The following is a 21709-nucleotide window of genomic DNA, read 5'->3' as shown; positions in this document are numbered from 1 at the left end:
ATGACCGTTCCTCTGCGGTCCTCGTCACACAACGAATTACGAGTTTCCCGGCGAGTCTCGCAACCTAAAGTCCGAGCGATGACTCTCACCTACGGAAAAGCATTTGCAACGGAGGTTTTCCAGTTGAGCCGCATACGCCGTCACACCCTGCCCCGCCGCCCGGCCCGGATCGCCGCCATCGCCGGAACGGCGGTCCTGGCCGCGGCGCTGACCGCCTGCGGCGGCGGCGACTCCTCGTCCAGTGACGCGAAGTCCGATCTCAAGGCCCAGAAGAAGACCGAGATTTCGGTGAATCTGACCGGCCAGCAGGCGAAGGCCGGCGAGCCGGTGAAGGTCACGCTCGCCGACGGCAGGCTCCAGACGGTGACGGTCACCGACGCCAAGGGCGGCAGGCTCGACGGGAAGCTGTCGGCCGACGGCAAGTCCTGGACCTCGCTCCGTACGGCGGCGCCCGGCACCTCGTACAGCGTGGAGGCCAAGGACGACAAGGGCGGCAGCGCGAAGACCGGGTTCGCGACGGCGGCCCCCGACAAGGTCAACAAGCTGACGCTCGCGCCCGGCAAGGACACCACCGTCGGCGTCGGCCAGCCGCTCTCGATCGTGTTCGACCACCCGGTGAAGAACAAGAACAAGGCCGAGGTCGAGAAGCAGCTGAAGGTCACCACGTCGAACAACACCGAGGGTTCGTGGGGCTGGATGGAGGACTATTCGGGCAAGTCCCGGGTGGACTGGCGCCCCAAGGACTACTGGAAGCCCGGCACCAAGGTGACCCTGGAGGCGAACCTCAACGGCGTCGACTCGGGCCCCTCCGGCGGCTGGTTCACCAAGGACTACAAGACCGGCTTCACCGTCGGCAAGAACCAGCTCGTCAAGATCGACCTCGACAGCCACCACCTGAAGCTGTACCGCGACGGCGAGTTGGTCAAGGACATCCCCATGTCGGCCGGCACCCCCGGCGGCGACAAGGCGTCCTGGCGCGGCAAGACCGTCCTGATGGCGAAGGAGGGGACGATCAACATGAACTCGGAGACCGTCGGCCTCGGCAGCTCCTACAACAAGATGGTCGACTACTCGATGCGGCTCACCTGGTCGGGCATGTACGCCCACGCGGCGCCGTGGAACGCCTCGTACTTCGGCTCCGCCAACAAGAGCTCCGGCTGCATCGGCATGAGCGACGCCAACGCCAAGTTCGTGTACGACTCGGTGCAGGTGGGCGACCCGTTCGAGATCACGGGCGACGACGCCAAGGGCACCCAGGCCGTCAACAACGGCTACGGCGAGTGGAACCTGACGTACGACGCCTGGAAGGCGAAGAGCGCGCTCTCCGGGACGGGCACGGGCACGGGGAACACCGGCACCACGGGGAACACCGGCACCACTGGCACCACCGGCAACTGACACGGCGTCCAATAATCGTTACCCTCGCGTAACTTACCGACCAGTTACCCCAGGTAAGCCTTCGCGGTTACCGTCGGGTCACTTTGCACCGGCGCGAGCGAGGAGCGATTCATGGCCCCCCACCATCTGTCCGGCCGCCCCACCAGGACCACGGCGGTGGCGATCACCGCCGCGGCCCTGTTCGCGGGCGCCGCCTTCGGCCTCGCCCCGGCGGCCACGGCGGCCCCGGCGGCCCCGGCGAGAGCCACCGCCGCCGCTTCGGCGAGCAGCAGCAGCGTGAAGTTCTACGACATCCCCGGCTCCGGCGGCATCACCCTCAAGGGCAATGTGTTCACCCCCGCCGGGGCGAAGGCCGGCGACAAGTACCCCCTCATCGTCTTCCCCACGAGCTGGGGCGTGCCGCAGATCGAGTACCTCGCGCAGGCCCAGAAGCTCGCCGACGCGGGCTACACGGTGGTCAGTTACACCTCGCGCGGCTTCTGGCTCTCGGGCGGCAACATCGAGGTCGCGGGCCCGCCGGACATAGCCGATGTGTCCTCGGTCATCGACTGGGCACTCGCCAACACCCCCGCCGACCCGTCCCGGATCGGCATGGGCGGCGTCTCGTACGGCGCGGGCATCAGCCTGCTGGCGGCCGGACACGACAAGCGGATCAAGGCAGTTGTGGCGATGAGCGGCTGGGCCGACCTCATCCAGTCCATCTACAGCGGCCGCACCCAGCACCTCCAGGCCGCGGCCCTGCTGGGGGTCGCGGGGCAGATCACCGGGCGCCCGAGCGCCGAACTCAACCAGATCCTCAAGGAGTTCCTCGGCTCCGACCTGGCCAAGGAACAGGACATGATCGACTGGGGGTGGAAGCGCTCGCCCGCCGCGTACGTCGACCGGATCAACCAGAACGGCGCCGCCCTCATGCTGGGCAACGCCTGGGGCGACAGCCTCTTCCCGCCCAACCAGTACGCCGACTTCTTCGGCAAGCTGACAGGCCCCAAGCGCCTGGAGTTCCGCCCCGGCGACCACGCCACCGCCGAGGCGACCGGTCTGCTCGGCCTTCCCAACGACGTGTGGACGGACGCCCACCGCTGGTTCGACCACTATCTCAAGGGCGCCGACAACGGCATCGACAAGGAGCAGCCGGTCCAGCTCAAGTCCCGTACCGACGGCTCCTACGAGGGCTATCCCAGCTGGCAGGCGGTCGGCCCGGCCAAGGAGGACCTGGCGCTGTCCGGCACGCAGAAGATCACGGCGAACGTCGACTCGGGTGCCGACGGCGGGCTCGTCTTCCTGTCCAGCCTCCTGGACCAGTTCGCGAAGCTGCCGCCGATGGCGTCCATCCCGCTGCTGCCGCGGTCCTTCGCGGCGGTGTGGCAGTCGGGCACGTACGGCGAGGACCGCAGGATCCGCGGGACCGCGAAGCTGCACACGACGCTCACCTCGACCAAGGAGAGCGGCACCCTCGTCGCATACCTCTACGACGTGGGCCCGCTCGGCCTCGGCAAGCTGGTCAGCAACGCCCCCTACACCTTCCACGGCCAGACGCCCGGCCGGCCGTTCCCCGTCGACCTGGAGCTCTCCTCCACGTCGTACGACGTACCGGCCGGCCATCATCTGGCACTGGTGGTGGACACCGTCGACCCGCTCTACATCGAGCACAACCCGCTCGGCGCGCAGCTGACCTTCTCCTCGCCCGCGTCAGACCCGTCGCATCTGACGGTCCCTCTCCGCGAGAAGTGATCACCGGCTGCTGCCGGGTGGGTTCTTGCCCCTCAGCTACTGCACACCCGGCAGCAGCGTCCCTGGTTCGGCCGGTGCGACGTCCACGGCCTCCGTCTTGGGATTGCGCTTCTGTCTCCTGGCCATCCAGGTGGCGAACCAGGAGAGCAGCATGCACATCCCGATGTAGATCGGCGAGATCACCATCACCACGGGGATGAACGGCAAATCGTAGTCGAGATTCGACGCGATGAGCTTTCCCGCGTGCAGAAACTCCTCATAGGTGATCAGATAGCCCAGCGAAGTGTCCTTCAGGGCGACCACCAGCTGGCTGATGATGGTCGGCAGCATGGCCCGGATCCCCTGCGGGACCAGCACGTACGTCATGACCTGCGTCTTGCGCATACCGAGTGAGAATGCCGCCTCCTTCTGGCCGCGTTCCACGGAGTTGACGCCGGTCCTGAAGACCTCGGCGAGCACCGACCCGTTGTAGAGCGTGAGCCCGGCCACCAGGGCGGGCAGCGGCTGCACCTTGAGCGCCACGAAGATGAAGAAGATCATCACCAGGACGGGCATCGCGCGGAAGAACTCCACGAGCACGGTGGCGATCCAGCGCAGCGGCCGGTGGTCGGAGAGCCGGCCGACCGCGAGCACCGCACCCAGCGCGATCGAGAGCACCGAGGCGAACGCGAAGGCCCGCAGCGTGTTGCCGAGCCCGCGCAGGAGCAGCTCCTGGATGCCCTTGTACTCGAAGGGCCGCCACTTGGCCGCGGTGAACTGGTCGGTGTCGAACAGGAGATGGACGAGCCAGCCGAACAGGGCGAGGATCAGGATCGTCGAGATGATCCCGTACACCAGGTGCCGCTGCTGGGTCCTGGGTCCGGGGATGTCGTAGAGGGCGGTGGATTCCGTGGCCAGTGGCGCGGTCATCGGGCGACTCCCCAGCGCTTTTCGAGGACGTTGAAGACGGCGCTGATGAAGAGGGTGATGATCAGGTAGCCGATCGCGATCCAGACGAACGTCCAGATGATGTTGTAGCCGAGTTCGCTCAACGTCTTGTACGTGCCGAGGAGTTCAGTGACGCTGAACGCCCCGGCGATCGCGGAGTTCTTGGCGAGGGCGATCAGCGTGGAGCCGATCGGCGGGATCACGGACCGGAAGGCCTGCGGAAGCACCACCGTGGACAGGGTCTGCCCGAAGGTCATCCCGAGGCTTCTGGCCGCCTCGCCCTGCCCCTTGGGCACGGTGTTGATGCCGGAGCGCAGCGCCTCGCAGATGAACGACGAGGTGTAGCAGCCGAGCGCGATCACCGCGAAGAGCTGGAAGGGCAGCACCAGGCCGAAGCGCGGCAGGCCGAGCAGGACGGCGAAGAACAGCAGCGTCAGCGGGGTGTTGCGCAGCACGGTCACCCACACCGTGCCGAGCACCCGGAACGAGCCGACCGGCGAGACCCGGCAGGACGCCATGACGAAGCCGAGCACCAGGGCCAGGACCGAGGCGTAGACGGTCAGTTCGACGGTGCCGAGGAAGCCCTTGCCGTACAGCGAGAAGTTCTTGGTGAGTACGTCCATTGCGGCCTCAGCTCGCCGGGTAGCGGTCGATGGGCGGGGCGGGGGCGGGCGGCCGGCCGGAGAGGCCGAGCGTCGCGTCGTACGCCTTCTTCCAGTCGCCGTTCTTCTCGTGGGCCTCGATGGCGTCGTCGAGCGCGAACCGCAGGGTGTTGTCGCTCTTGGGGACGCCGATGCCGTAGGGCTCCTTGGAGAACGGCTTCCCGACGACCTTGAGCTGGTCGGGCACCTTGGCCGCGTAGCCGCTCAGGATGGTGTCGTCGGTGGTGACGGCGTCGACCTGGAAGGTGAGCAGGTTGTCCACGCACACCGAGTAGGTGTCGTAGGCGACCATGTCGACCTTCGGATAGTCCTTCTCCATCCGCTGGTACGGGGTCGAACCCGCCGCCGAGCAGACGCGCTTGCCGTCGAAGTCCTGGGGCGTGGTGAGCCCGTTCTCGTCGGTGCGTACGAGCAGGCCCTGGCCCGCCAGGTAGTACGGGCCCGCGAAGCCGACCAGCTTCTTGCGGTTGTCGTTGATGGTGTAGGTGCCGACGTAGTAGTCGATCTGGCCGTTCTGCAGGGCGGTTTCGCGGTTGGCCGAGGCGATCGTCTTGAACTCGATGGTCGCGGGGTCGAAGCCGAGCGAGGCCGACATCATCTTGGCGATCTCGATGTCGAAGCCGGTGTAGACGCCGGTGGCCGGGTCCTTCTCACCGAGGTAGGGCTGGTCCTCCTTGGCGCCGACGATCAGGTGGCCGCGGTTCTTGGCCCGCTGCCAGACCGGGGAGCCCGGCAGGCTGAAGCCCTTGGCGACCGTGTAGTGCGGCAGCAGTTCGGCCTTCGGGCCCTTCACCGGCGGGCTGCCCGACTTGCCGCAGCCGGCCAGGGCCAGTGCGAGCACCAGGGCGGCGAGCGCGCGTCGTGTGGCCATCATCGTTGCGTACACCCCCCGTTCAGTGCTTGAGGATCTTGGAGAGGAAGTCCTTGGCCCGGTCGCTCCGCGGGTTGGTGAAGAAGTCGTCGGGGGTGCGGTCCTCGACGATCCGGCCGTCCGCCATGAACACCACGCGGTTGGCGGCGGAGCGGGCGAAGCCCATCTCGTGGGTGACGACGACCATGGTCATGCCGTCGCGGGCGAGCTGCTGCATGACTTCGAGCACCTCGTTGATCATCTCCGGGTCGAGCGCCGATGTGGGCTCGTCGAAGAGCATGACCTTGGGGTCCATGGCCAGGGCGCGGGCGATGGCCACGCGCTGCTGCTGGCCGCCGGAGAGCTGGGCGGGGAGCTTCTCGGCCTGGGAGGCGAGACCGACCCGGTCCAGGAGCTCGTGCGAGCGCTTGTCGGCCTCCTCCTTCTTGCGGCCGCGGACCTTCGTCTGGGCCAGCGAGACATTGGCGAGGACGGACTTGTGCGCGAAGAGGTTGAACGACTGGAAGACCATGCCCACTTCGGCCCGGAGCTGGGCGAGTCCCTTGCCCTCTTCCGGCAGCGGCCGGCCGTCGATGGCGATCGTGCCGGACTCGATCGTCTCCAGGCGGTTCATCGTCCGGCAGAGCGTCGACTTGCCGGAGCCGGACGGCCCGATGACCACCACCACCTCCCCACGGCCGACGGTGAGGTCGATGTCCTGGAGGACGTGCAGCTTCCCGTAGTACTTGTTGACGCCACGCAGCTCGATCAACGGATCGACGGCCATACGCTGTCCTGCCCACTCATCGCTGTGTCGAGGTCAGCGCAAACTATCCAGCCGGGTAAGGGACTTCATCTCGACACGCACGAATAGGGCATAAACCGTATTTTGACCGAATGGGCCCGCGTCGCTCCCACGCGGGCCGGGAGGGCGCCGGGGAACGGCCGCCCGTCAGGCCTCCGAGGCCTCGGCGTACACCTGGTACAGCTCGGGGGCCCCGGTCGTGGCCCAGGTCAGGCCCGCGTCCACGACGTCGATCTCCCGGCCGGAGGCGAGCCGCACCACCGGCCGGCCACTGGGCCACACGTCCCAGAGCGCACCGGGGACGGTCCGGACGATGACCGTCCCCAGATACAGGCCCGCGTCGTTGCCGAGCCAGGGCAGCTCCTCCGGGTCGTCGCGCCAGCGCGGCGGCAGCTGGTCCAGGGCCTGCAACGAGAGCGGGGAGTCGTCCAGTTCGAGCTTGCTCTGCCAGGCCCGGGTCCGCAGCAGCTCGCACTCGGAGAGCAGCTCGGCGACGCCCTCCGGGTCTTCCCTGACGGCCTCCGAGACCGCCACCCCGCTTGCCGCCGAGTGCCGCTTGCGCCAGTTCTGGAGGAAGTTCATACGATCCAGAGTCCCACTCGGTGGCTTGATCGCACCACAGGGCACGCGGCGGGTCACGTCAACCCCGGGCTGACGGCGCGGGGCTCAGACCTCCAGGTCCACCACGACCGGGGCATGGTCCGACGCGCCCTTGCCCTTGCGCTCCTCGCGGTCGACATAGCTGTCCTTGACGGCCTTGGCGAACGGCTCGTTGCCGTAGACCAGGTCGATGCGCATGCCCCGGTTCTTGGGGAAGGCCAGCTGGCGGTAGTCCCAGTAGGTGTACGGGCGGTCGTACTTCAGCGGGCGGGGCACCACGTCGGACAGGCCGGCCTCGCGCAGGGCGGCGAGGGCGGCCCGCTCGGCGGGGGTGACATGGGTCAGGCCCTCGAAGACACTGGGGTCGTAGACGTCCTCGTCGGTGGGGGCCACGTTGTAGTCGCCGAGCACCGCGAAGGGGCGCCCGCCCGCCGCGTCCTCGGCGACGGCCGCCTTCAGGGCCGCGAACCAGGCCAGCTTGTACGCGTAGTGGTCGTGCTCGACCTCGCGGCCGTTGGGTACGTAGACCGACCAGAGGCGGACTCCGCCGCAGGTCGCCGAGATCGCGCGGGGCTCCTCCACGCCCTCGTAGTCGGGGCCGCCGGGCAGCCCGAGCACGACGTCGTCGAGGCCGACGCGGGAGACCAGGGCCACCCCGTTCCACCGGCCGGTGGCGTTGACGGCGGACTCGTAGCCGAGCTCGCGCAGCTCGGCGGCGGGGAAGCCCTCGGCCGTGGTCTTGGTCTCCTGGATGCACAGCACGTCCGTGCCGGTGCTCTCCAGCCAGGCCAGCAGGCGGGGCAGCCGGGCGGTGATCGAGTTGACGTTCCAGGTGGCGATGCGCATGGATCCCAACCTACCGCCCGGCTGTGACACTCACAGTTCCGTCGAGTCCCCCGGCGTCAGACGCTGGTGCTCGGCCCCGCCGAGGCCGCCGATCTGCGAGTCGTAGATGGGCCGGGCGAGGTCGGTGAGCAGGGCGTCGTGGATGTCGATGGCGCGGCGCGGCTTCACCTCGCGCACGTAGTCGATGACCTCGGAGATCTTGTTCCAGGGAGCCATCACCGGAACCATCAGGGTGTCCACGGCACGGTCCGGGACGGTGAGCGCGTCGCCGGGGTGGAAGACCGAACCGTCCACCAGGAAGCCGATGTTGGTGATGCGCGGGATGTCGGGGTGGATCACCGCGTGCAGCTCGCCGTACACCTGGATGTCGAAGCCGGCCGCGCTGAAGGCGTCCCCGTGGCCCACCGTGTGGACGCGCCCCGGGAAGGCTGCCGAGATCTTCTCCGCGACGCTGCGCAAGGTCCAGATCTCGGCGGCCGGGTTGGCTTCGAGGCCGGTCCGCAGCCGCTCCTCGTTGAAGTGGTCGAGGTGCTCGTGGGTGACCAGGATGGCGTCGGCGCCGAGCGCAGCGTCGCTCTCGCTGAACGTGCCCGGGTCGATGACGAGCGTGCGGCCGTCCTTCTCCAGCTGGACGCAGGCATGGGTCTTCTTGGTCAGTTTCGGATTCATGCCTCCATCCTGCTCCCGGGGCCGCGCCGCGGCACGGAATCAGGTCATCCGCGGGGCGTCGTCTCCTCCCGGATGACCGCGCCCGCGACCCTGAAAGCGGCGCTCGCGGCGGGGGTGCCGCAGTACACGCCGGTCTGGAGCAGCACTTCCTTGATCTCGTCCGGGGTGAGCCCGGCGCGCAGCGCGGCCCGGGTGTGGGACGCGAGCTCGTCCAGGTGACCGCCCGAAGCGAGCGCGGCCAGGGCCACCGCGGCCCGGGTGCGCCGGTCGAGGCCCTCCCTCGCCCACACCTCGCCCCAGGCGTGCCGGGTGGTGAGCTCGTCGAAGTCGCGGCCGAAGGCGTCGGTGCCTGCGGTCTCCGCGTCCACGTGGGCGTCGCCGAGCACCTCGCGCCGGATCTTCATGCCGCGCTCGTACGCGTCCGGCACCGCATGCGGCTCGACCTCGGCGGGCTGGTCGGGGGCCCGCCGATCGAGGGCCGGGGCCGCCGTCTCGGCCGGGGCCTCGGGCGCGAAGGGAGCGCTGGGAGCCGGCGGCGCGAGCGGGGGCACGGGGGCGGGCGGTGCCATCGGTGTGACGGGGGCCGGAGCCGGCATAGCGGTGAGCCCGGTCGTCGAATCGGGCGCGGGCTGCCATGCGGTGGAGAAGTGGCGCACCAGGAGATCGGTGACGGCACCCGGCTGTTCGACCGGGGCGAGATGGGCCGCGCCCGGCACCACGGCGAGGCCGGCGCCCGGAATGCCCGCGACCAGGGTGCGCGCGTCGCCGGGCCCGGTCACCCGGTCCTCGGCGCCGACCAGGGCGAGCGTGGGCACGGTGATGCGGCCGAGCTCGGCCCGGACATCGAAGGCGGCCAGCGCCTCGCAGGCCGCGATGTAGCAGGCCGGGTCCGTGGTGCGGACCATCTGTACGGCCCACTCCACGATCGCGGGCTGGGCCGCGGCGTAGGCGGGCGTGAACCAGCGCTCGGGCGCGGAGCGTGCCATCGGGTCCATGCCGTTGGTACGGACGATCACGCCGCGCTGGCGGTATTCGTCGGCGGTCCCGAACCGGGGCGCGGCGGCGACCAGGGCCAGCGAGGCGAGGCGGTGCGGGTGGCGCAGGGCCAGATCGGCGCCGATCGCGCCACCGATGGAACAGCCGGCGTAGCCGAAGCGCTGCACGCCGAGCCCGTCCAGCGTGGCGATCAGACGGTCGGCGAGCTCGGCGACGGAGTGCGCGGGGCTCGCGGGCGCGCCGCCGTGCCCCGGCAGGTCGAACCGGACCACCCGCCAGGTCTTGGCCAGCTCCGGTATCTGGCGATCCCACATGTGCCAGGTGGTCCCGAGGGAGGGGCCCACGACCAGGACCGCGGCGTCCTCTGGGCCGTCACAGCGGTATTGCAGGGTGTCCGGTGGTATCTCGCTCACCCGTCCGACCCTCTCATCCGTCCCCCGCGGTCCCACAGGCAGGGTCAGAAGGCGGGGGGGGACGTGAGCACGCACGCCATGTGGTCCACTCCCATGGCCAAGGTGACCGGCTCCGGTGTCGACGACCCGGAGACCCGGACATCACCGGCTGCCCTCCGGGACGGGAAGGTGACCCCTCGGCGGTCCCCTTGCCCTCACGCCCTCCTGCGACACCCCGTGCGGACCGGCCGACGGCCTCGCGAACCGGTCCCGTCGGCCGCGCTGCCGCGCCGTCGTGGACATCTCCGCCGCCCCCTCAGGTACGTCCGGGGGCGGCAGGAACCGCTGTCGCGAACGCTCGGCGTCGACGATGGGACGGCTCGACCAGGGCGACGGGTCATCTTGTCGGCGGACAGGTGACGATGACCCACAGGGCCAGTGACCACAGGCTTGCTGCGGCACCGGCGAAGCGTCCCCACGACAGTCCGGGGGCAGGGGCCGTGGAGTGTCGCCGGGCAGTGTCGACATGGGCGACGCGGACGCGCGCCGCCCGTGTCGCGGCAGGGCGGCTGCGCGGCGCGGGCGACCGCTGGTCCGGGACACCGCAGGCTTCGTTCGCCGTTCCGGCGAGGGAGGAGTCTTGCTGGTCGGCTGCAGCGACCGCTGTCTGTGCGGGGGGCGACTTGTCGGTACGCGCATCGGTACGCGCATCCGTACGCGCGGGTGGCTCGTGCGGCGGCACATCGGGACGCGCGGAGATCGGCAGGGCGTGTTGGGCGAGGCCCGCCAGGAATCGCCCGTAGGCAGCCCCGCGCCGCCCGCGCGGAGAGGTGCGTCCGGCCTCCCAGCTGCGCACCGTGGCGGGAGTCACCTGGAACGCGGCGGCGACTTGCCGTGTGGTGAGCCCCCACTGCTCGCGCAGCCGTCGGCGTTCGGCCGGTGAGGGGAGACGGTGGTGCCTGCCCGGGCGGCCGGTGCGGGCAGCCCGGGCGGCGGGGACGGCAGGTCGCGACATCATCTGATGGTCTGTCATGCAAGTAGGACAAGCTGCCTTGACGGCTGTGTTGCCGTCGAGGCCGAGATCACCCGATTGGCCCGGGGCTCGGGGCTCGGGGCTCGGGTTGAAGGACGTCGTCGACCCGGACCGCAGCCACAAGGCGCGGCCGGCGCGGTGCTCGCGGGCACGGGTGATCTCCGCGTGCCAGGTGGCGAGAGCATCGAGCGGGGTGGCGCCCTAGGCCAGGCTCCCGGGGCCGGGTGCTGGTGCGGGTCGCGGATGGGACCGGCTCATGGATGGAACCGGGTCATGGATGGAACCGGGTCATGGATGGGACCGGGTCATGGATGCGCCGGCGGCCTTCTCATCGTCCGGGCCGGACCCCTGCTGCCCGTTGGCGAGGATCAATGGGCGCCAGCCGCAGCGGCCGCAGCGGCCGCAGTACGTGAGGCCAGGAGGAGGTCCTCGTAGGTGTGGTGGCGGCGGGTCGTGGTGCGGTGATGGAGCAGCTGGGCCGCGCGCGCGTGTTCTCCCGTGTCGACCAGGGCGCGGGCGAGGGTGTCCTGGATGATTTCGCGCTCGACCCGTACGCCGCCGATCCGTTCCGTCTTCTCGCCCAGACCGGTGAGCAGTTTCACGGCGGCACGGGGGTGGCCCGCGGTGATCTCCGCCAGCGCTTGGGCGACGGGGGCCAGGACATCGCGGTAGTCGGGGCGTTCGTCGGCGGCGGCCCGGCGGGCCAGGGTGTGCAGGTCGTCGGTGGCAGCCTCCACGGCCAGGGCCAGGGCGAGGTTGAACGTGTGGAAGACCTCCGCCATCCCACCCGGCGCGGCCAGCAGTTCCCGTACCTGCTCCGGGTCGCTTCGACCGGCGGGAGTCTGTCCTGCCAGGAGCAGGCGCCAGTTCGTCGCGGCGCGCATGCCCACATCCGTGTGCGCCAGTGCGGTATCCGCCCGTCGGCGCGCGTCGGGAAAGTCGCCGCAGGCGATGGACTGGAGCGCGGCATGCCAGTTCAGGTGTCGTGACTGCATCGCCCCGGGGTCCGCCCGCAGCCACTGGTCCAGGAAGCCGGTTGCGGCGGGACCGCCTCCCAGCTCGTGCTCGGCGTGCGCGAGAGCGTGCGCGGCCACACCGGAGCGTGGGTACAAGTCCAGTGCGCGGAGCGCCAGTTCGTGCGCTTCACGGGTCCGGCCCTGCTCTGCTCTGGTCGCGGCAAGCCAGCTCTGCCACGGCCAGCTGTCCGGTCCGGCCACCGACGCCTGCTCCTCCGTCAGGGCATCGCCGTGCGCACAGTAGGCGGCATCGGCGCAGGAGGAGAACGCTCCCAGCATCAGCCCGGCCTGCTCATCGGCGGGCCACCGGGCGAAGTGCTCCACCAGGTGATCGGCGGTCAGCCGATACTGCCGGTGGGTGTGGAGGAAGATCCCGTACACCAGACTCGCCTCCCGCTCTCCGGCGGCCAGCGCGTCGCGGTGCGCGATCGACAGTTGCTCCTTCAGAACGGCGTCGTCCCAGCGGTCTCCGGTTGCCAGCGCCAGCAGCGCCCGCGCCACACCGCAGCTCTCGTCCGAGCCGACCCACTGACGCAGCAGCGGCAGCACCTGCCCGCTCAGCGACAGAAGCGCCTCCACGGCCCGCTCCGCCACCGGGCTGCCCGCCGCCGTGCGGTTTTCCACTGTTCGGCCACTCATCTCGCGCTCGCCGGCTCGTTCACACGCTGGCGGGGATCAGCGCCGTGCAGACGATGCCGCTGTTGCCGCAGTGATTGCGCGGCAGGTCCAGCGGCAGGCCGGTCTGATTGCCGCTCGCCACCCCGCTCCCGGTCACGGTGGATCCCACCGTCCGTGCGGTGCCCTGGCTGACACAGGTGTTGCCGAACACCGCGTTCCCGACTCCGATCACGCTCGCCTGGGCGGCACCGGCCGGGAGCAGCGCCGCCCCCGTCGCCGCGCCCAGTACTGCCGCCCGCGCTCCCGCACGCCGCACGGCACCGCCCGCACTCCGCGTCCCCACGCTCATGGCGCTCCTCCTCCATCCGGCACCCGCATCCCGGTGCCCGTACAGACCAGTGCGGCCGGACAACCCCGGACCGCACCCCACCAACGAGGAAGTCCGGCATATGACACGCGGATACACCGCAAACCGTACGGAGGCGACCGAGAGGATCACCAACTCCGCCTGGCGGAACGGGTGTTGTCCCGGCCAATGCCGCTCCTGTCGCGCCGCTGCCGCCACCGCTCCTGCCGCCACCGCGACGCGCCTCGACGAAGCGAATGCCCGGGCCAACCAATCCGCCCGGCCTCCGGCCACGAATCCATCTTCAGAAGCCTTCTTCCAAGCGCCCCGGACCCGGCGCCGGGTTTCTCATCACCACTGCCCCAGGCAACCGGCCCACCCTGCCCGGCATGCGGGCCGGGCACCGCCCTGGAGGAGTCATCGCACGTCCGAGCACCGCCACGCAGTTGGAGGAGAGCACGATGACGCACACGAGGAAGACAACGGCCAGGGTGTTGGCCATGACGGCCCCGGTGGCGCTTCTCGCGCTGCCGCTGGCCCTCACCGGCCCGACGGCGAGCGCGCAGTCGAGCGACAGCACGACTTACATGGCGACGCTCAAGCCGCTCAACCACGCAACCGGTTCAGGGATGTTGATGCTTCAGCTGACCGGCTCCAAGGCTGTGATCACCGAGGACGTGAAGGGTCTTGCCGGGACGTTCATGAAGGCACCGTTCCCGCACGTACAGCACATCCACATCAACGGGATGGGCATGTGCCCCGACACCTCGGCGGACAAGAACGGCGACGGCGTCGTCAGTACGACCGAGGGCGGCCCGGCCTACGGTGCGATCGGCACCACGCTGGGCAAGACCGGCGACACCAGTCCGGCGGCCGGCACGGACATCAAGATCGCACCGTCCGGGTCCGAGTTCCACTACTCGCGGACCATCACCCTGGACGCGGCGACCGTGGCCTCGATCAAGGACGGCAAGGCCGTCATCGTGGTCCACGGCATCGACCCCACGACACTGAGTGCCAAGGCCCAGGCGGAGCCCAGCGACCTCGTGCCGTCGCTGCCGCTGGCCGCGACCTCCCCGGCGCTGTGCGGGCCGCTGGCCACCTCCCAGATGGCCATGGTTCCCGGCGGTGGTGTGAACACCGGCGGTGGCGGGACCTCCGGCGTACAGGACTCGTGGATGTTCGTGACCGCCGCGGGCCTGACGGCAGCCGCCGGTGGCGCGATGGTCCTGCGCCGACGGACCGCCGTCGAGAAGTAACCCCGTCATGTCCTCGTCGACACGACTGTTCGGTAGCGGCCGCCGGCGCCTGCTGGCGTCGGCGGCCACCGTCCTCCTGCTGGCCGCGGGAGGGTCCCTGGCCGTGGGGGCATCCAGTCAGCACCACGCGCCCCGGCCTCCGGCCTCGGCCGGGTTGCCCCCTGCGGGCCCGGCCACGGCCCCCGCGGCCGGGAGCCACGCGCCGGACCCGGCCGGCAGCCCTTCCGGCGTCACGGCGCCACCCGCACCGTCCGCTCCCGCGGACTTGGCCGCCCGGGCGGTGACTCCCACCGCGATCAGCATCCCGGCGATCGGCGTGCACCACACGCTGCTGAGCCTGGGACAGAACCCCGACGGCACCCTGGAAGTCCCGCCGATGTCCGACGTCGCGGCGCCGGGCTGGGACCGGAACTCACCGGTCCCCGGCCAGATCGGGCCGGCCGTGGTCCTGGGCCACATCGACGGAACGACCGGAGCCAGAGGCGTCTTCTACGCCCTCGGCGCGCTGCGCCCGGGTGACACCGTCAGCGTCACCCGCAGCGACGGCACCGTGGCGGTGTTCCGGATCGACGGCGTCGACACCTACCCGAAGGACGCCTTCCCGACCCTGACCGTCTACGGCAACACGGCCGACCCCCAGCTCCGCCTGATCACTTGCGGGGGCCGCTTCGACCGCGCCACCCAGCACTACCTGGACAACACGGTCGCGTACGCCACCCTCACGGGCACCCACCGCGGCTGACCGCACCAGCACGAGGAGGGACGATGAAGAACCAACAGCAGGCCGGCAACGCAGCCGGACCGCGCGGTGGACGGCCCAGGAGCCGCCGACTGCTCGCGATCGCCGCCGCCGGGGCGGTCGCGGCGCTGGCCGGCGGATGTGCCACCAGCGGTGCGGCCACCCCTGCCGCATCCACCCATGCGACCGCACCCACGGCCATGACGGCCACCCCGGACACGCCCATGCGGCCCGGCATGAAGATGCCCGGCACGACACGGGCCGACGCGCCTTCGGCATCCGCCCTGATGGTGTGCGGACCGGAGATACGCGGGGACGTCACAAAGATCCTGGCTCCCGCACACCCGCCGGCCACGACCACCACATGGACCGACCACCTCTACACCTGCACCTACCACCTGCCCGGCGGCCAACTCGTCCTGTCGGTGAAGGAATCACCGAACACCGCCTCCGCGAACGCCTACTTCGAGTCGGTCCGCAAGCAGTTGGGCACCACCACACAGCTGACCGCCGCCCAGGGCCTGGGCAACCCCGGGTACGAGTCGCCGGGCGGCACCGTCGTCATCCTCAAGGACGGCAAGACCCTTCGCGCCGACGCCACCGGGATGCCTGCTGCCTCGGGACCGCACGAACTCTCCCGGGCCGATCTGGCCTACGAGATCGCGAGCGACATTCTCGGCTGCTGGAGCGAATAAGCGAAGAGCCGTCGAGACCAACAGCCAGAAGCGAGGCAGGCAGCTTTCGCTCCGCAGTGACCGCGCCACCGCCTCAGACAAGGACAGGGCATGTCCAGATTCCCGACACGCGTTGCGCTTTCGGCGGCCGTGGTGCTGCTGGCCGCGGCAGGCTGCTCCTCGGCGGCAACTCCGTCCGCGCCGGCCGCACCCACAGCGACGACGGCGCACAGCGCGCCCAGCAGCAAGGCCCCGTCACCTTCGGCGCCCACAGCCGCGGCAGCACGGATCACGATCGACAACTTCGCTTTCAGCCCGGCGAAACTCACTGTGCACCCCGGGGAGACCGTCACCGTGGTCAACCACGACTCCGCGACGCACACCGTCACCGCGAGCACCGGCAGTGCCTTCGACACCGGCCCCATCAACCCGGGCAAGTCGGCGACGTTCAAGGCTCCCGCCACAGTCGGCGCCTTCGCCTACGTCTGCTCCATCCACGCGTCCATGCACGGCACACTGACGGTCGGGTAGGGGGCCCTCCACGGCCGGCATCCCCTTCGTCGTGTTCGTCGTGTTCGTCGTGCGAGGTGCGGTCGAGGCCGCCGCCGCCATCGTCGCGGCGCGGGGAAGGTCAGTCCTGACGGAAGCGGTGGACGGCCGGGTCGTAGGCGGGCGGCGGGAAGCGGGTGCCGGTGATGGCGTCCGGTACCGGCTCGCCCGGGGTGGTGGTCAGCGGGATCCAACCGGCCCAGGCTTCGACGTGGTCGTCCTTGGGTTCGTCACGGGCGAAGCCGGCTCTCACCTTCATCGAGAACTCCTCGATGGGCAGAGTCAGGCACGCGGTGTAGTGGGCTTCGTCGACATGGGGGCGGCGCGCGGCGTACGGGCCGGACAGCCGACCGGGGATGACACTCTCCACGACCTGCGCCAACGCGTCGGCCCGCTCCTGCTCGTCCTCGATGGGGGCGGCCTGCCCGAAGATCATGACGGAGCGGTAGGCGGCCGAGTGGTGCGAGGAGGCCCGGCCCAGGATCACGCCGTCGATCAGGGTCGCGGTCACGCACAGGCGTGCGCCGGCGGCCGCGGTGGTGATGAAGCGGCCGAAGGCCGACCCGTGCAGAAGCAGTTCGTCGCCCACCCGCATGTGCAGCGTGGGAATGACCACCGGGCCGAGATCGGTGTTGAAACCGACGTGGACGGCAAGGGCTTCGTCCAGGACGGCGTACACCGCCTCCCGGTCGTAGGTGACCCGATCGGGGTAGCGCTCTGCCGTGGTCCGCGCGGTGGGTGACATACCCGCCACCGTAGATCGCCGATCGCGGCGCCATCCGCAGCAACGCCGTTGCCCGTACCGAGGTGGCCTAAGGCGCAGGGCCGGGCGGGGGTTCGCGCAGTCGCTCGGCCCGTCGGAGCAGTTGGGCGACCATGTGCTCGGTCGAGTCCCGGGAGGCGGCCACGGCGTCGCCGTGACCGGTGACGGCCGTGGTGGTGAGGCGGGCCATGACCTGCTCGCCGTGGGCGAGGTCTTCGCTCCAGGTCTCCAGCGCGTGGTGGTGGCGCGGGTCGGTGCGCAGACGTGTCAGTTCGGTGCGTACCGCGGCCAGGTCGGCGTGGATACGACGGCGCAGGGTGTGCGGGGTTCCGGTGTCGCCGGCGGCATTGAGGGCGTGGTCGGCGTACGCGGCGATGGCCGCGTAGGCGTCGGCCAGCCGGTCGGGGACCAGGGCGCGGGTGTCCTCCGGCCAGAGCAGGTAGCCGCAGACGAGGGCGACGGCGCAGCCCGCCGCGGTGTCGAGCAGGCGGGCGGCCGGCACGGCGGCGCCAGCCTGGCCCAGCGGGTCGGCGAGCAGCAGCATGACCGGGGTCAGGAAGAGGGTCTGCAGGGTGTAGTTGCGACGTGCGTACGCCTGGAGCAGGCCGGTCAGGAGGACCACGGCTGAGATCCGCCACCACCCGGGTGGCAGCACGGCGATGACGGCGAGGCCGATCAGGACCCCGGCCGTGGTGCCGAGGGCACGGGTCACCAGCCGTGCGGGCACGGTGCCCAGACCGGGCCGGACCACGAGGGCCACGGTCAGTACCAGCCAGCCGGAGCGCGGCAACCCGCTGAAGGAGGCGAGGGCCTGGGCCACCGTCAGGCACATGGTCAGGCGCAGGGCGCAGCGTCGGCCCGCCGGATCGCGCAAGCGGTCGGCCACGGCCCCGGTGAGCCTGCGCAGCGGCGCCGGGTGCGCCGGCAGCAGCCGGGACCGGCCGTCCGCGGCCTCCTCGCCGGCGGAGGCGAGTGCGGCGACGGCGGTGCGCAGCACGCGCCCCGCCCGGTCCCGCGGGGTGGGCGGCAGCGCAACCGTTGCCGGGGTCCGCGTCTCGACGGCGTCGGCGACCCGGCGCACCGCGTCGGCGTACGCGGCGGCGTGCTCCCGGGCCGCAGTGGTGCGGACGGCGGGAGCCGCGGCGACGACCTCGACCAACCGGTCCAGGTGAGCGGCCAGTTCAGCCGCGGTACTCCCCGGACGGGGCGGGGACAGCCGACGCAGGACGACGGTGTCGTACGCGGCGTCCATGGCCGCGGTCACCTGGTGGCGGCGCTCGGCCCACGTCCCGTCGGTGGCCTCCAGGAGATCGGCGACAGCCCGCAGGGCGGTGGCGGCGGCCCCTCGTTCCCTCAGCCCGGGGTGGCGCAGCGCGTCGGTCAGGGACAGCAGGACGAGCGGGATGCCGCCGAGGAGGAACAGCAGGGGTACGTGCCACCAGGGCTGGGTGGTGGGCAGTCCCAGGCCCATGGCGGTGGCGAGCAGCAGGACCAGGGCGGCCATGTCGCTGATCCGGCCGATGGACGACACCAGCCCGGAGATCAGGGCGACGACCGCCACGAGCAGGATCTGCGCCCAGGCCCGGCCGTCGGTGGCGCGGCCCAGGGCCAGTCCGGTGGCGCCGGCCAATTGCGGGAGCAGCAGGGTCAGGGCTCGGGTGCGCCAGGGGGCGGCGGTGTCGTCGACGGCCGCGCCGTACGCGCCGAGCCCGGCCGCCGCTCCCAGGTCGGGCCGCCCGGCCAGCTGGCCGATGGCGAGCGGGACCAGCATGCCCAGGGCGCCGCGCGCGGCCAGGGCGCGGTCGACGGGGACGGCTCGGATTTCGGCGGTGTGCCGCAACCAGGCGGGGCCGGGCATCAGTACGCCATGCCCATCGTCGCCCGGACCTCGGCGAGGGTGGCCTCGGCGATCGCGGCGGCCCGCTCGTTGCCGCGGCGCAGGACTTCGCGCACGTAGCCGCCGTCGGCCGCCAGCTCGGCGCGGCGCGCCCTCATGGGTGCGAGGTGGTCGTTGACGGCCTCGGTGACCGCCTTCTTCAGCTGGGCCGCACCGCCGTCGCCGATCTCCCGCGCGACCGTGACGGGGGCGCGGTCCTGGCACAGGGCGGCGAGCTGGACGAGGCTGGAGACTTCCGGGCGGGTGGCCGGATCGTAGGTGATGGCGCGGGTGGCATCCGTCTTGGCACCCCTGATCAGCCGGGCAGTCTCGTCGGCGGTGGCCGACAGGGCGATGGCGTTGCCGCGCGACTTGCTCATCTTGGTGCCGTCGGTGCCGAGCAGCAGCGGAGCCGCGGACAGCAGGGCGTCGGGCTCCGGGAAGACCGAATCGCCTTGGCCGTAGCGGTCGTTGAAGCGGCGGGCGATGGTACGGGTGACCTCCAGGTGGGGCAGCTGGTCCTGGCCGACCGGCACCAGGTTGGCCTTGCAGAACAGGATGTCGGCGGCCTGGTGCACGGGGTAGGTGAACATCAGACCGCTGACCGAGGCCTGCCGGGAATGGGCGATCTCGTCCTTGACGGTGGGGTTGCGGCGCAGCTCCGCCACCGACACCAGGGAGAGGAACGGCAGCAGCAGCTGGTTCAGGGCGGGCAGCGAACTGTGGGTGAAGATCGTGGACCGATCGGGGTCGATCCCGGCCGCCAGATAGTCGAGGACCAGGTCCTCGACGTGCTCGGCGAGGTGTTCGGCGACGTCCCGGTCGGTGAGGACCTGGTAGTCGGCCACGATGACGAAGGTGTCCACGCCCAGGTCCTGGAACCGTACCCGGCCCCGCAGGGTGCCGAAGTAGTGCCCCAGGTGCAGCCGCCCGGTCGGCCGGTCGCCGGTCAGCACCCTGAACCGGCCCGGGTCGGCGGCGATCGAGCGCTCCAGCTCGGCGCTGCGCCGGCGTGCCACCGCCAGGTCGGGGGCCGGGGTCGTCGCCGAGTCGTGCGTACTCATGGGGATCTCCTGGTCGGTGTCGGGTGCTCGGCGGCCGGGCCGCGGGCCATCGCCGGTGAGGTCGGGCCCCTCGTCCTACAGGGCTGCCCGTCTCGTCCGGCGTGCCGACCCGCGGAGGTACGCGTTCGCACCGGTGGCGGAATCCGGCGGCCACGTCCGATGCGGGGGTCGGGCGGACGGCACCGGAGTTCCCGGACCGGCCGCACCTAAACCAGATGCATACCAGTTGGTTACATGTATACGCCCCCTGGGCGGGCGATCCAACACCCGGGAGGGATAAGGGGGCCTTCGGCCCGGGGTTCTCGACGGACGGCCCGCACGACACAGGACGCCCGGCCGGCCGAAGGACCCGGGATTCGACTGGTATCCCTCTGGTACACCTGAAAGGGGGCGGAAACGCTCCGCCCCCGTACCGGAGACCCACCGAGCAGCTGGAGCGCCACGATGTCGACGTCCGTCGAGCCCAGGACGGAGGTGATCGCAGAGAACCGCACCCGCAAGGGTCTGCTGCCGCTGTGCCTCAGCGAAGCGGCGGAGCGGTTCTCCTTAACGGTCCTTCTACGGCATGCGCGCGGTCCTCGCGCTCTTCCTGATCGACAGTGCCGACGGCCTCGGAATGCCGAAGACCGTCGCGGTCGGCCTCGTCGGGGCCTACCTGTCCGCCTGCTACCTCGCCGCCCTGCCCGGCGGCTGGATCGCCGACCGGCTGACCGGCGCCCGTAGGGCCGCCCTGGTCGGCAGCGTCGCCATCCTGGCCGGACACATCGCGCTCGCCCTGGAGGCCGGGGCCGGCGGGGTGTACGCGGGGCTGCTCCTGATCGCGGCCGGTACAGGCCTGCAGAAGCCGAACATGACGGCCATGGTGGGCAAGCTGTACGCCGACCGGTCGGACGGGGAACGCGACGCGGCCTACAGCCGGTTCTACGCCAGCATCAACGCCGGCGGCCTCGTCGCCACCCTCCTGGTGGGCTGGCTCGGCCTGCACTTCAGCTGGCACCTCGCCTTCGGCGCCGCCGCCCTCGCCATGGCCTTCAGCCTGGTCTCCTTCGCCCTGTCGGGCAGCCTGCGGGAACTCGCGGACGAGCCGGAGCGCCCGCTGAGCCGCCCCGAGGCACGCGCGCTCACCGTCCGGGTCCTGCCGGCCGTCGCCGCCGTCCTCGCCATCGCTGTCGCGGCCCGGTCCACCGGCGTACTGACGCTGGACCACACGCTCACCGCGTTCGCCGCCCTGACGGTGGTGGTGCCCGCGCTCTGCATCGGCCGACTGCTGCGCCGCAAGGACATCGACGCGCGGGACCGCGCGGGCCTGCGCGCCTACGCCGGGCTCTTCGCGGCGGCCATCGCCTTCTTCTGCATCCTCGACCTGGCCGCGTCCAATGTGCAGCTGTTCGCCGCCGACCACGTCGACATGATGGGCCTGCCCGTCACCTGGCAGGCGGCCCTGAACCCGATCGTGACCGTCGCCTTCGCCGGCGTCCTGGCCGCCGTGTGGCGCAGGGTCAAGGTCTCCTCCCCCGCCAAGTTCTCCACCGGCCTCGTGCTGGGCGGTTCGTCCTTCCTCCTGCTCGCCCTCGCGGCGACCCGCGCCGCGGGCGGCACGCACATCTCGCTGCTCTGGCTGGTGGGCCTCTACGTACTGCTGAGCACGGGCGAGCTGTTCCTGGCGCCGACCGGACTGTCCATCAGCCACAAACTGGCCCCGGCCGGCGCGGGATCCCAGCTCACGGGGATCTTCTTCCTCGCCGTGGCCGCGGGCGACGCGATCGGCAGCCAGGTGGCCACCCACCTGACCGGCGCCGTGCTCTACCTGGCCCTCGGCGGGTTCGCCGTCCTCGCCGGACTCGCCATGACCGCGGCAACTCCCCGACTCCGTCTCCTCACCGGCGAATAGCCCGA

General features: G+C 71.0%; 21 protein-coding genes. 7 read left to right on the top strand and 14 right to left on the bottom strand.

The genetic code is table 11. The features are described from left to right. The first annotated feature begins 78 nt into the window (after positions 1-78). Together CG740_RS12380 and CG740_RS12375 are read left to right on the top strand one after the other, a co-directional pair. Positions 79-1398, top strand: a complete 1320-nt coding sequence (locus tag CG740_RS12380; protein WP_100575135.1) for a L,D-transpeptidase — start codon at positions 79-81, stop codon at positions 1396-1398. Positions 1399-1509: 111 nt separating this feature from the next. Then, on the top strand, positions 1510-3129 hold the full coding sequence (locus CG740_RS12375) for a CocE/NonD family hydrolase (protein WP_100575134.1): 1620 nt from the start codon (positions 1510-1512) through the stop codon (positions 3127-3129). 36 nt (positions 3130-3165) lie between these two features. Here the strand turns inward: CG740_RS12375 and CG740_RS12370 are convergent, their stop codons facing one another. The 11 genes from CG740_RS12370 to CG740_RS12320 form a co-directional block, all read right to left on the bottom strand. After that, positions 3166-4038, bottom strand: coding sequence for an amino acid ABC transporter permease (locus tag CG740_RS12370; protein WP_100575133.1), 873 nt, complete (start codon positions 4036-4038; stop codon positions 3166-3168). Beyond that, positions 4035-4679, bottom strand: a complete 645-nt coding sequence (locus CG740_RS12365; RefSeq protein ID WP_100575132.1) for an amino acid ABC transporter permease — start codon at positions 4677-4679, stop codon at positions 4035-4037. Before CG740_RS12365 ends, CG740_RS12370 begins: the two co-directional genes overlap by 4 nt. 7 nt (positions 4680-4686) lie before the next feature. Continuing rightward, positions 4687-5592: a glutamate ABC transporter substrate-binding protein gene (locus CG740_RS12360; RefSeq protein WP_100575416.1), complete on the bottom strand. Its 906-nt coding sequence runs from the start codon at positions 5590-5592 to the stop codon at positions 4687-4689. Between the two features lie 19 nt (positions 5593-5611). Next, positions 5612-6355, bottom strand: a complete 744-nt coding sequence (locus tag CG740_RS12355; protein ID WP_100575131.1) for an amino acid ABC transporter ATP-binding protein — start codon at positions 6353-6355, stop codon at positions 5612-5614. 165 nt (positions 6356-6520) lie between these two features. Then, on the bottom strand, positions 6521-6955 hold the full coding sequence (locus CG740_RS12350) for a DUF6278 family protein (RefSeq protein WP_100575130.1): 435 nt from the start codon (positions 6953-6955) through the stop codon (positions 6521-6523). Positions 6956-7039: 84 nt separating this feature from the next. Next, positions 7040-7819, bottom strand: coding sequence for an exodeoxyribonuclease III (locus tag CG740_RS12345; protein ID WP_100575129.1), 780 nt, complete (start codon positions 7817-7819; stop codon positions 7040-7042). 30 nt (positions 7820-7849) lie between these two features. Beyond that, on the bottom strand, positions 7850-8488 hold the full coding sequence (locus CG740_RS12340) for an MBL fold metallo-hydrolase (RefSeq protein ID WP_100575128.1): 639 nt from the start codon (positions 8486-8488) through the stop codon (positions 7850-7852). A 44-nt stretch (positions 8489-8532) separates the two neighbouring features. Further along, positions 8533-9897, bottom strand: coding sequence for a bifunctional 3-oxoadipate enol-lactonase/4-carboxymuconolactone decarboxylase PcaDC (gene pcaDC / locus CG740_RS12335; protein WP_100575127.1), 1365 nt, complete (start codon positions 9895-9897; stop codon positions 8533-8535). 376 nt (positions 9898-10273) lie between these two features. Continuing rightward, the gene (locus CG740_RS41725; protein WP_107488363.1) at positions 10274-10891 is read right to left on the bottom strand and encodes a helix-turn-helix domain-containing protein; all 618 of its coding nucleotides are present in this window, start codon (positions 10889-10891) and stop codon (positions 10274-10276) included. A gap of 386 nt (positions 10892-11277) precedes the next feature. Then, positions 11278-12549, bottom strand: coding sequence for a hypothetical protein (locus CG740_RS12325; RefSeq protein ID WP_234376212.1), 1272 nt, complete (start codon positions 12547-12549; stop codon positions 11278-11280). 34 nt (positions 12550-12583) lie between these two features. Further along, the gene (locus CG740_RS12320; RefSeq protein ID WP_100575124.1) at positions 12584-12892 is read right to left on the bottom strand and encodes a chaplin family protein; all 309 of its coding nucleotides are present in this window, start codon (positions 12890-12892) and stop codon (positions 12584-12586) included. Positions 12893-13350: 458 nt separating this feature from the next. On the opposite strand from CG740_RS12320, the gene CG740_RS12315 reads away from it, so the two are divergent. From CG740_RS12315 to CG740_RS12300, 4 genes are all read left to right on the top strand, one after another. Then, positions 13351-14148, top strand: a complete 798-nt coding sequence (locus CG740_RS12315) for a hypothetical protein (RefSeq protein ID WP_100575123.1) — start codon at positions 13351-13353, stop codon at positions 14146-14148. Between the two features lie 7 nt (positions 14149-14155). Continuing rightward, on the top strand, positions 14156-14890 hold the full coding sequence (locus CG740_RS12310; RefSeq protein WP_100575122.1) for a class F sortase: 735 nt from the start codon (positions 14156-14158) through the stop codon (positions 14888-14890). Between the two features lie 23 nt (positions 14891-14913). Then, on the top strand, positions 14914-15582 hold the full coding sequence (locus CG740_RS12305; RefSeq protein WP_100575121.1) for a hypothetical protein: 669 nt from the start codon (positions 14914-14916) through the stop codon (positions 15580-15582). A gap of 90 nt (positions 15583-15672) precedes the next feature. Then, positions 15673-16092 (top strand): cupredoxin domain-containing protein, encoded by a 420-nt coding sequence (locus CG740_RS12300; RefSeq protein WP_100575120.1) that lies wholly within the window; start codon positions 15673-15675, stop codon positions 16090-16092. Between the two features lie 100 nt (positions 16093-16192). Here the strand turns inward: CG740_RS12300 and CG740_RS12295 are convergent, their stop codons facing one another. The 3 genes from CG740_RS12295 to trpS form a co-directional block, all read right to left on the bottom strand. Next, a complete protein-coding gene (locus CG740_RS12295) occupies positions 16193-16855 on the bottom strand; it encodes a pyridoxamine 5'-phosphate oxidase family protein (protein ID WP_100575119.1) in 663 nt (220 codons plus the stop codon). Between the two features lie 67 nt (positions 16856-16922). Further along, positions 16923-18731, bottom strand: a complete 1809-nt coding sequence (locus CG740_RS12290; RefSeq protein WP_100575118.1) for an FUSC family protein — start codon at positions 18729-18731, stop codon at positions 16923-16925. Further along, positions 18731-19813, bottom strand: a complete 1083-nt coding sequence (gene trpS / locus CG740_RS12285) for a tryptophan--tRNA ligase (RefSeq protein WP_100575117.1) — start codon at positions 19811-19813, stop codon at positions 18731-18733. Before trpS ends, CG740_RS12290 begins: the two co-directional genes overlap by 1 nt. Positions 19814-20378: 565 nt before the next feature. Here trpS and CG740_RS12280 point away from each other — a divergent pair. Further along, on the top strand, positions 20379-21704 hold the full coding sequence (locus CG740_RS12280) for a peptide MFS transporter (RefSeq protein ID WP_100575116.1): 1326 nt from the start codon (positions 20379-20381) through the stop codon (positions 21702-21704). Positions 21705-21709 lie beyond the last annotated feature (5 nt).

The sequence above is a fragment of the Streptomyces sp. CB01201 genome (assembly GCF_002803085.1).
Taxonomy (GTDB): Bacteria; Actinomycetota; Actinomycetes; order Streptomycetales; family Streptomycetaceae; genus Streptomyces; species Streptomyces hundungensis.
This window is presented reverse-complemented; position numbering and strand designations above follow the sequence as displayed.